7 protein-coding genes are annotated in these 8,800 nt (G+C 68.5%); 3 read left to right on the top strand and 4 right to left on the bottom strand.

Features of this window, described 5'->3' with window-relative positions:
• Positions 1–10: 10 nt before the first annotated feature.
• Positions 11–997: an ABC transporter substrate-binding protein gene (locus AC2VOK_RS20035; protein ID WP_428902000.1), complete on the bottom strand. Its 987-nt coding sequence runs from the start codon at positions 995–997 to the stop codon at positions 11–13.
• Positions 998–1,151: 154 nt separating this feature from the next.
• On the opposite strand from AC2VOK_RS20035, the gene fadD2 reads away from it, so the two are divergent.
• A complete protein-coding gene (fadD2, locus tag AC2VOK_RS20040; protein WP_428902001.1) occupies positions 1,152–2,831 on the top strand; it encodes a long-chain-fatty-acid--CoA ligase FadD2 in 1,680 nt (559 codons plus the stop codon).
• A 9-nt stretch (positions 2,832–2,840) separates the two neighbouring features.
• Here fadD2 and AC2VOK_RS20045 read toward each other — a convergent pair whose 3' ends face one another.
• Together AC2VOK_RS20045 and AC2VOK_RS20050 are read right to left on the bottom strand one after the other, a co-directional pair.
• Complete coding sequence (locus AC2VOK_RS20045) at positions 2,841–5,069, bottom strand: acyl-CoA dehydrogenase family protein (RefSeq protein ID WP_428902002.1); 2,229 nt, start codon at positions 5,067–5,069, stop codon at positions 2,841–2,843.
• 112 nt (positions 5,070–5,181) lie between these two features.
• Positions 5,182–6,312 carry an alpha/beta hydrolase family protein gene (locus tag AC2VOK_RS20050; protein WP_428902003.1) on the bottom strand — a complete coding sequence of 377 codons (1,131 nt, stop codon included), beginning with the start codon at positions 6,310–6,312 and terminating at the stop codon, positions 5,182–5,184.
• A gap of 268 nt (positions 6,313–6,580) precedes the next feature.
• Between AC2VOK_RS20050 and AC2VOK_RS20055 the strand changes: the two genes are divergently transcribed.
• On the top strand, positions 6,581–7,162 hold the full coding sequence (locus AC2VOK_RS20055; protein WP_428902004.1) for a VOC family protein: 582 nt from the start codon (positions 6,581–6,583) through the stop codon (positions 7,160–7,162).
• A gap of 53 nt (positions 7,163–7,215) precedes the next feature.
• Here the strand turns inward: AC2VOK_RS20055 and AC2VOK_RS20060 are convergent, their stop codons facing one another.
• On the bottom strand, positions 7,216–7,968 hold the full coding sequence (locus tag AC2VOK_RS20060; protein WP_428902006.1) for a TetR/AcrR family transcriptional regulator: 753 nt from the start codon (positions 7,966–7,968) through the stop codon (positions 7,216–7,218).
• Between the two features lie 97 nt (positions 7,969–8,065).
• On the opposite strand from AC2VOK_RS20060, the gene AC2VOK_RS20065 reads away from it, so the two are divergent.
• On the top strand, positions 8,066–8,800 hold a 735-nt coding region (locus AC2VOK_RS20065; RefSeq protein WP_428902005.1), incomplete at its 3' end, for an oxygenase MpaB family protein.

The following is an 8,800-nucleotide window of genomic DNA, read 5'->3' on the forward strand; positions in this document are numbered from 1 at the left end:
CGGGCGCGGTTCAGCCGAGGATCTTACCGATCTGCGGGGGCAGCCGCTCGGCGACGACCGGGTAGCTGAGGGTCGACGCGAAGGCGACCGCGCCGGCTTCCTCCTTGGACGTGAAGATGTGGCGGTGCTGCGCGGTCGCCCGGCAGGCGGCCACCGCCGGGTCGGCCAGGATCGCCTGTTGGTCCTCCGGGCCTTCGGTTGTCCAGATCACCACGTCGGCGGCATCGAGCACCGCTTTGATGTGGTCGCGCGGGATGACGGCGCGGGAGCCGCTGCCGAAGGGTTGGACGCTGTCGGCGACGTCCAGACCCATGGCGGTCAAGAAGTCGGTCCGCCAGCCCGGCGTCGTGGCGACCACGGTGCCCTGCCACAGCCTGCCGTCCATCAGTAGGACCTTCGTGTCCTTCCATTGCGGATTCTTCTGGGCCACGGCGGCGAACTTCGCGTCGACGCCGTCGATCAGTGACTTCATCCGGTCTTCCTGGAACACGGCCCGGCCGATGGTGGTGGCCTGGACCTTCCACGGTTCGAAGAACGCGTCGCTTCCGGCCTGCGGCACGGTGGGGGCGATCGCCGACAATTTCTGGTAGGTGTCCGCGTCGACGCCGGCGTTGATCGCCACGATCAGGTCGGGTTTGAGCTTGGCGATCCGGTCGACCTGAATTCCGTTGTCGAGGCTGAGCACCACCGGCCGCGCCGGGCCCAGTTTCGGCCGGGCCCACGGCCACACCGCGAACGGCTCGTCGCCGAACCAGTTGGTCACCGCGACGGGCACCACGCCGACCGCGAGCAGGTCGTCCTGCTCGGTGTAGCCCGCGCTGACCACGCGCTTGGGCGGCTCCTCGATGACCGTCTGACCGAAGAGGTGCGTGATCGTCACCGCTTCGCTGCCGGAGGTGCCCGGCGCCGGCTTGCGCGACGAGCACGCGGGCGACGCGCCGGCGGCAGCGGCGATCGCGAGCTGCAAAAATCGCCGTCGACTCCATCCCCGTCGCACCGCGTGAGACTATCGCGGCCCCGGGCCGGAGGCGGCGTCCTCGCGGCGACCGCCACAGGTCAGCGGCACGCCGGTCTGGCCGACGTCCAGGGACCATGTTAATTCGGTCCGATTTTCCGGTCGCATTGCGACGGCCGTCACATATGGTGAAGTCATGCCTAATCTCCTCGGCCTGCCCGGGCAAACCGTGGCGAAAGTCCAGCAGTACCTCGAACGCGGCTCAGCCGAACTGCACTATCTGCGGCGGATCATCGAGTCGGGGGCGTTTCGGCTGGAGCCGCCGCAGAACTACGCCGCGATGGCCGCCGACATCTACAAGTGGGGCGAGTTCGGCATGCTGCCTTCGCTCAACGCCAGGCGCACGCCTGACCGCGCCGCGTGTATCGACGAAGACGGCGAGTTCACCTACCGCGAGCTCGACGAGGCGGCCCACGCTGTGGCCCACGGCCTGATCGACAAGGGCGTCAAGGCCGGCGACGGTGTCGCCCTGCTGGCCCGCAACCATCGGTGGTTCCTGGTCGCCTACTTCGGGTGCGCCCGGGTGGGTGCCCGCATCATCCTGCTCAACAGCGAATTCTCCGGACCGCAGATCAAAGAGGTGGCCGAACGCGAAGGCGCCAAGGTCATCATCTACGACGACGAGTACACCAAAGCCGTCAGCCAAGCCGAGCCGCCGCTGGGCAAGCTACGGGCGCTCGGTGTCAACCCGGATGCCGACGAGTCGTCCGGCAGCACCGACGAAACCCTGGCCGAGTTGATCGCGCGCAGCAGCACAGCGCCGGCCCCGAAGGCGGACAAGCACGCGTCGATCATCATCTTGACCAGCGGGACGACCGGCACGCCCAAGGGCGCCAACCGCAGCACGCCGCCCACGCTGGCGCCGATCGGCGGCATCCTGTCGCACGTGCCCTTCAAGGCGGGCGAGGTGACCTCGCTGCCCGCCCCGATGTTCCACGCGCTCGGATTCCTCCACGGCACCATCGCGATGTTCCTGGGGTCGACACTGGTGCTGCGCCGAAAGTTCAAGCCGCAGCTGGTGCTCGAGGACGTCGAGAAGCACAGGGCGACCGCCATGGTGGTGGTCCCGGTGATGCTGTCGCGCCTTCTCGACGCCATCGAGAAGATGGACTCCAAGCCCGACCTGTCCAGCCTTCGCATTGTGTTCGTGTCCGGGTCCCAGCTGGGTGCCGAACTGGCGGCCCGGGCGCTGAAGGACCTGGGCCCGGTCGTCTACAACATGTACGGCTCGACGGAGATCGCGTTCGCCACGATCGCCGGGCCGCACGACCTGGAACGCAACGCGGCGACGGTCGGACCGGTCGTCAAGGGCGTGAAGGTCAAGATCTACGACGACAACGGCAACGAGCTGCGGCAGGGAGAGGTCGGCAGGATCTTCGTCGGCAACACCTTCCCGTTCTCGGGCTACACCGGTGGCGGCAACAAGCAGATCATCGACGGCCTGCTGTCCTCGGGAGACGTCGGCTACTTCGACGAGTACGGCCTGCTCTACGTCAGCGGCCGAGACGACGAGATGATCGTCTCCGGTGGCGAGAACGTTTTTCCCGCCGAGGTCGAGGACCTGATCAGCGGGCATCCCGACGTGGTGGAGGCGACGGCGATCGGCGTCGAGGACAAAGAATGGGGGCACCGGCTGCGCGCCTTCGTGGTGACGAAGGAGGGTGCCAGTCTCGACGAGGACACCATCAAGGCATACGTGCGCGACCACCTGGCGCGCTACAAGGTGCCGCGCGAGGTGCTGTTCCTGCGGGAGCTGCCGCGCAACCCCACGGGCAAGATCCTCAAACGTGAACTGCGCGAAATGCAGGTCGACTGAGGCCCCTGCCTAGGGATCCCGCGGCAGTCCCAGCAGCCTTTCGGCGATGATGTTGAGCTGCACCTCCGAGGTGCCGCCGTAGATGGTGGTGGCCCGGCTGGCCAGCAGGTACTCGCCCCACTTGCCCGGCAGCTCGGCGGTGTCGCCGATCGCGGCGTCGGTGCCGAACGACGACACCGCGAATTCGGCATAACCCTGGCCGGTGCGCATCGACAACAGCTTGGATATCGCCGCCGACGGCATCGCATCACCACCCGCCAGGGTCAGCAGTGTCGAGCGCAGGTTGAGCACCTTGGCGGCATGACCCTCGGCGATCAACTGGCCGGCGCGGTGCCGGCCGACCTGGTCGAACTGGCCCTCGCGCACGAAGTCGACGAACTCGGGCAGGCTCGCCAGGAAGTTCGCGTCGCTGCTGCCCAGCGAAACCCGCTCCGCCGTCAAGGTGTTGCGGCTGACCTCCCAGCCGCGGTTGACCTCGCCGAGCACGCACTCGTCCGGCACGAACACGTCGTCGATGTACACCGTGTTGAACAGCGCGTTGCCGGTGAGCTCGCGCAGCGGCGTAACCGTGACGCCTTCGCTCTCCATGTCCAGCAGGAAGTAGGTGATGCCGTTGTGCTTCGGGGCATTCGGGTCGGTCCGGGCCAGCAGCGCGCCCCACTGCGAGAGCTGTGCGGCGGTGGTCCAGATCTTCTGGCCGGTGACGCGCCACCCCCCTTCGGTGCGTGTCGCCTTGGTGGACAACCCCGCAAGGTCCGACCCGGCGCCCGGCTCTGAGAACAGCTGACACCAGATCATGTCGCCCCGGAAAGTCGGCGGCAAAAACCGTTGCTTCTGCGCGTCGGTGCCGAACGCGACGATGGAGGGGACGATCCACGCGGCGATCCCGACCTGCGGCCGCCGGACCCGCCCGGCGCTGAATTCCTGCGCGATGATGACCTGCTCGACCGGGCTGGCCGCCCGGCCCCACGGCTTGGGCAGATACGGCAGCACCCAGCCGGCTTCGGCGATCGCGACCCGGCGCTGCTCGCGGTCCATCGCCTTGAGCGCGGCGACCTCGGCCCGGATCTCGTCCCGCAGCTTCTCGGTCTCGGGGTCCAGGTCGATGTCCACCGGGCGCATGCCCGTGGCGGTCGCGGTGTCCACGACCTTTTGCGGGTATTCGGTCCGGCGCCCGAAGCAGGCGGCCAGCATCAGCGACCGGCGGTAATAGACGTTGGTGTCGTGTTCCCAGGTGAAGCCGATGCCGCCGTGCACCTGGATGCAATCCTGTGCGCAGCGCTGAGCCGCCGCCGGCGCCAGGGTGGCCGCGACCGCGGCGGCGAACTCGACGTGGGCCGCCGCGATGTCCCAACCTTTTTCGCCGGCGTCGCGTGCCTCGTCCAGGGCGCGGGCGGCATCCCACACCGCTGCGGTCGCCCGCTCGGTGTCGGCGGTCATCTCCGCGCACTTGTGCTTGATGGCCTGGAACTGGCCGATCGGCCGGCCGAACTGCTCACGGATCTTGGCGTACGCCGACGCCGTGTCCGTGGCCCAGCGCGCCACGCCGACGGCCTCCGCGGACAGCAGGGTCGACATCAGCGCGTGCGCGGTGGCCATGCCCAGATTGCCCAGCACGGCGTGGTCGCCGATCTCGACGGCGTTGGCCCGCACGTGGGCGACAGGGCGCAGCGGGTCGACGCTCTTGACCGGCACGATCTCGAGCTGGTCGGCCCGCAGCACCACCCACTCGTCGCCGCTGTCGATCGCCACCGGCAGGACCAGCACGGAGGCCTGAGCGGCCGCCGGCACGGCACGGACCTCGCCGCGGATCACCAGCGCGTCGTTGTTCGGGCCGTGCCGGGTCGCGGTCAGCCCGGAATCGAGCGCGTAGGCGGCGATGACCGCACCGGACGCCAGTTCGGAGAGGACTTCGGCCCCTGGATCATGCGCGGAGATCAGCGCGCCCGCGATCGCGGAAGGCACGAACGGGCCGGGCACCGCGCCATAGCCGAACTCGGCGAGGACTACGGCCAACTCGAGGATGCCGAACCCCTGTCCGCCGACCGACTCGGCCAGATGCACACCGTGCAGGCCCTGCTCGGCCGCGGCCCGCCAGTACGGCGGCGGATTTTGCAGAGGCGACTCGGGTGTCGTCTCCAGGGCCTCGTGCAGGACCTCGGACGGCGCCACCCGCGCCACCAGGGATCGCACCGAATCGGCCAGTTCTCGGTGCTCAGGAGTTATCGCGATCGGCATTGCGCGCCTTCCATTGCCTTGCTGGGCTTCTGCTCGAATCTCGTGGTGAGGGATTCCCTCGCGGGTTACGGCCAACCATCCCTCAATCTAGTCACCGGCGGGGTGGGGACGCTCAACGCCATCGCTGGGCGATCCACCCGGCGATGATGTCGGCCTGCTCGCTGCGGGCGCCCGGAGTGGTGAAGTAGTGGTCGCTGTCGACCGAGGCGCGCGCTTTGTCGGCGCTGCCCAGCGCATCGTGGATGCGCTCGGCATCGGAGGGGAAAACCCCGGTGTCGGCTTCGGCGTTGATCACCAGCGCCGGACAGGTGATGCGGGCCAGGTGCGGTTCGGCGCGGGTCTGCGCGGTCCGCAGACTCCACATGCCCAACCAGTTGCGCAGCGTGCAGGCCGCGGCGATGCCGTGCGCGGAGCGATTGGCCTTGGCCGGGACGCCGGCATAACACGAGTTCGGTGCCCGCTTGTTGGGTTCGATGCCCGGATCGACCATGCGTGGATCCGCCCAGGTCCGCATCACGGCGAACGGTCGATCGGAAAAACCGCCCGCACGAACGCGTTTGAGTTCCGTCTCGGCCCAGTCGGTGATGGCATGGTTGCGTGCGGTTTGCGCCGAGCGATAGCGGGCGACGAACTCCGGCGAGTACGGGGGCCCGTTGCGCTCGTCGAACAGGTCGAGATCGGGATCGGTCGCGACCGGGTCCTTTTCGTCGACGACCGCGGCGTCCATCCAGGCGGTGAGCACCTCCGGGCGTCCGGGGTGGGCTGCGGTGGCGACGTATCCGTCGGCCGGCGGCAACTCCGTCACGCCCGCCGCGGGCCGCATACCGTCCCATGGTGTGACATTGGGTTCGACGGCCTGCGACTCATAGGCCGCCATCAGCGAGCCTCCACCAGAATTACCAAGCAGTACAATGGTTTCCACCCCCTGCGCCTCGCGCAGCCAGCGGACGCCGACGCCGATGTCGACCAGCGCGTGGTCGAGCATGAAGCTGGTCTCGAATCCGCGAAACCGGGTGTTCCAGCCCAGGAATCCGATCCCGCGGGTGGCCATGTATTCGGCCAGATAATGTTCGGAGAAGTCGATCTGGTAGTGGGTGGCGATCATGGCCACCCGGGGCTTGGGCCCCTTGCCGCGATAATAGAGCCCCTGGCACGGATGGCCGCCGGCCCCGGCGCGCCCAGCGGTGGGTGACGGGAGTCCGACGAATTCGCGGATGATCCCCGCGGCGCTGGGAAGAGTCATGACCGTGGCCCTCCTCGGCGATCAAAGTGATTGGTGATGAGCATATCTCGGACCGATACCGGCCGTATTCATCCTTGGTCATCGCCCACTGCGACACGCGGATGCTCTCGGCGAGCCGCCTCGCCCGATCCCGACTTGCGTTTGTCGGCCCGTGCCGGCCACGGTCGACATCGGCGCCACCTCCCCTGGAACAATGCCGAATGCGATGTTAGATTCAGATCCCGATCCTGGCCAGGACCTCAACGCAGAGGAACGAGGGAGCCGCACGATGATCAAGCCGCACAACACCAACGGCGAATTCGAAATCGGCGGTATCAACCATGTCGCGCTGGTGTGTTCGGACATGGCGCGCACCGTGGACTTCTACGGCAATATCCTGGGCATGCCGCTGATCAAGTCCCTCGATCTGCCCGACGGGCGGGGGCAGCACTTCTTCTTCGACGCCGGCAACGGCGACTGCGTCGCGTTCTTCTGGTTCGCCGAAGCCCCGGACCGGGTCCCGGGTATCTCGGCCCCGGTTGCCGTCCCGGGCATCGGGGACATCACCAGCGCGGTGAGCAGCATGAACCACCTGGCGTTTCACGTACCGGCCGAGAAGTTCGACGCCTACCGGCAGCGCCTGAAGGACAAGGGGGTTCGGGTCGGCCCCGTACTCAACCACGACGAGAGCGAGCGCCAGGTGTCGGCGACGGTGCATCCGGGGGTCTACGTCCGCTCCTTCTATTTCCAGGACCCCGATGGTATTACGCTCGAATTCGCCTGCTGGGTCAAGGAATTCGGTGCGGGCGACGCCCAGGCCGTGCCGCGGACCGCGGCCGACCGCCGACCTCCGGTGGGCGCCGGCCGCTGACCGGTGATAACCGGCGACTTCGCCGGCTGTCCAAGGACAGGGGCCGGTGTGGGTTATGTCGTCGCGGCTGGACCCAGGGACGCTGCGACGACTTTCCCTTGTTGCCGGAACTCCTCCTCTGTCGCTGAGGTGACTGTTTCCTTGGGCTGGCAGGGGGGCTGGCAGGGGGGCCGGTACAGGTCGGGCTCGGCGAGTTCGTCGAGCAGCGACGCCAGCTGGTCGACGAGCTCGTCCGGCTCGAGCCGGACGTCGCCGGACAGCCATGCGCTGATCGTCTGCCCGACCCCGCCGACGACGAAGTGTGCAGCGGCCGCGATGCGATCGTTGGCCGGGACGCGCAGCGCATCGCCGACGTGCCGCCCCGACAGCATGGCGAACAGCGCGCGGGAGTCGGCGCGTTTTCGCACCACCAGCGGATCGGCCAGCTGGGCGCTGAACAGCAGACGCCCGATGCGGGCGTCGCCGGCGATGGCACCCACGATGTTGGCCATCCCGGCCCGGGTCTGCTCGTGCGCCGGTACCACCGTCACCGCCGCCTGGGTGGTGGCGGCCAGGTCGGCGACCACCCAATCGAACACGCTACCGACGAAAGCGTCTTTGTCGGCAAAGCTTTCGTAGAAGTAGCGGGCGGCCAGGCCCGCGTGGCGGCATACGCCCCGAACGGTCAGCGCCGGGATGTCCTGTCGCTGCGCGCCGAGCAGGTCCAGTCCGGCCGCCAGCAGCCGGGCCCGCCGGGCGGCCACCCGCGCGGCTGCGTCGACACCGCCGTAGGGGCGCACGCTCGACGGTTCGGCGTCGTCGGCCATGAGCACCATCCCTGTTGACATCGGGCGAGGCCCCGGACAATATCAGGAAACAAACGTTCGCACATTCGGTGCGACGGGCGCCGCGGGAGGTCAGGCCATGGCGATCCACCAGCCGGTTCGCCTGGCGACGCCGCACGTCGAACGCGCGGTTGCCGACCCACCCCGGCCGCAGCGCACCCGGCGGCGGAGGTCGGGGATGGACGAGGGCCTGATGGGAGTCGCGCTGCTCGCCGGTCCGGCCAACGTGATCATGCAGCTGGCCAGGCCCGGTGTCGGCTACGGGGTGATGGAGAGCCGCGTCGAAAGCGGTCGGGTGGACCTGCACCCGATCAAGCGGGCTCGCACCACCTTCACCTACCTCGCGGTGGCCACCACGGGCAGCGACACGCAGAAGGACGCCTTCCGCCGTGCGGTGAACCGCGCGCATGCGCAGGTGTACTCGGCCCCCGAAAGCCCGGTGCAGTACAACGCCTTCGACGTCGATCTGCAGCTGTGGGTGGGGGCCTGTCTGTACAAGGGCGGGCTCGACGTCTACCGCACCTTCATCGGCGAACTCGACGAGCGCGATGCCGATCGTCATTACCGCGAGGGTATGACGCTGGCGACCACTTTGCAGGTGCCGCCGCAGATGTGGCCGGCCGACCGCGCCGCCTTCGACCGGTACTGGCAGGAGTCGCTGGCCCGGGTGCACATCGACGACGCGGTACGTGACTACCTGCTCCCGATTGCCGCGGGCCGTGTGCGAGGTGTGCTGCTGCCGGGCCCGCTGCAGCGGATCGCGGACAACTTGGCGCTGCTGATCACCACCGGCTTCCTGCCTCGGCGGTTCCGC

The organism is Mycobacterium sp. TH-M116 (genome assembly GCF_057473685.1).

What these genes read in the sequence shown, in the direction of transcription:
- AC2VOK_RS20045 (WP_428902002.1), bottom strand. Translation starts at nt 5,069, where the DNA reads ATGCCGATCGCGATAACTCCTGAGCACCGAGAACTGGCCGATTCGGTG.
- AC2VOK_RS20050 (WP_428902003.1), bottom strand. Translation starts at nt 6,312, where the DNA reads ATGACTCTTCCCAGCGCCGCGGGGATCATCCGCGAATTCGTCGGACTC.
- AC2VOK_RS20060 (WP_428902006.1), bottom strand. Translation starts at nt 7,968, where the DNA reads ATGGCCGACGACGCCGAACCGTCGAGCGTGCGCCCCTACGGCGGTGTC.
- AC2VOK_RS20055 (WP_428902004.1), top strand. Translation starts at nt 6,581, where the DNA reads ATGATCAAGCCGCACAACACCAACGGCGAATTCGAAATCGGCGGTATC.
- fadD2 (WP_428902001.1), top strand. Translation starts at nt 1,152, where the DNA reads ATGCCTAATCTCCTCGGCCTGCCCGGGCAAACCGTGGCGAAAGTCCAG.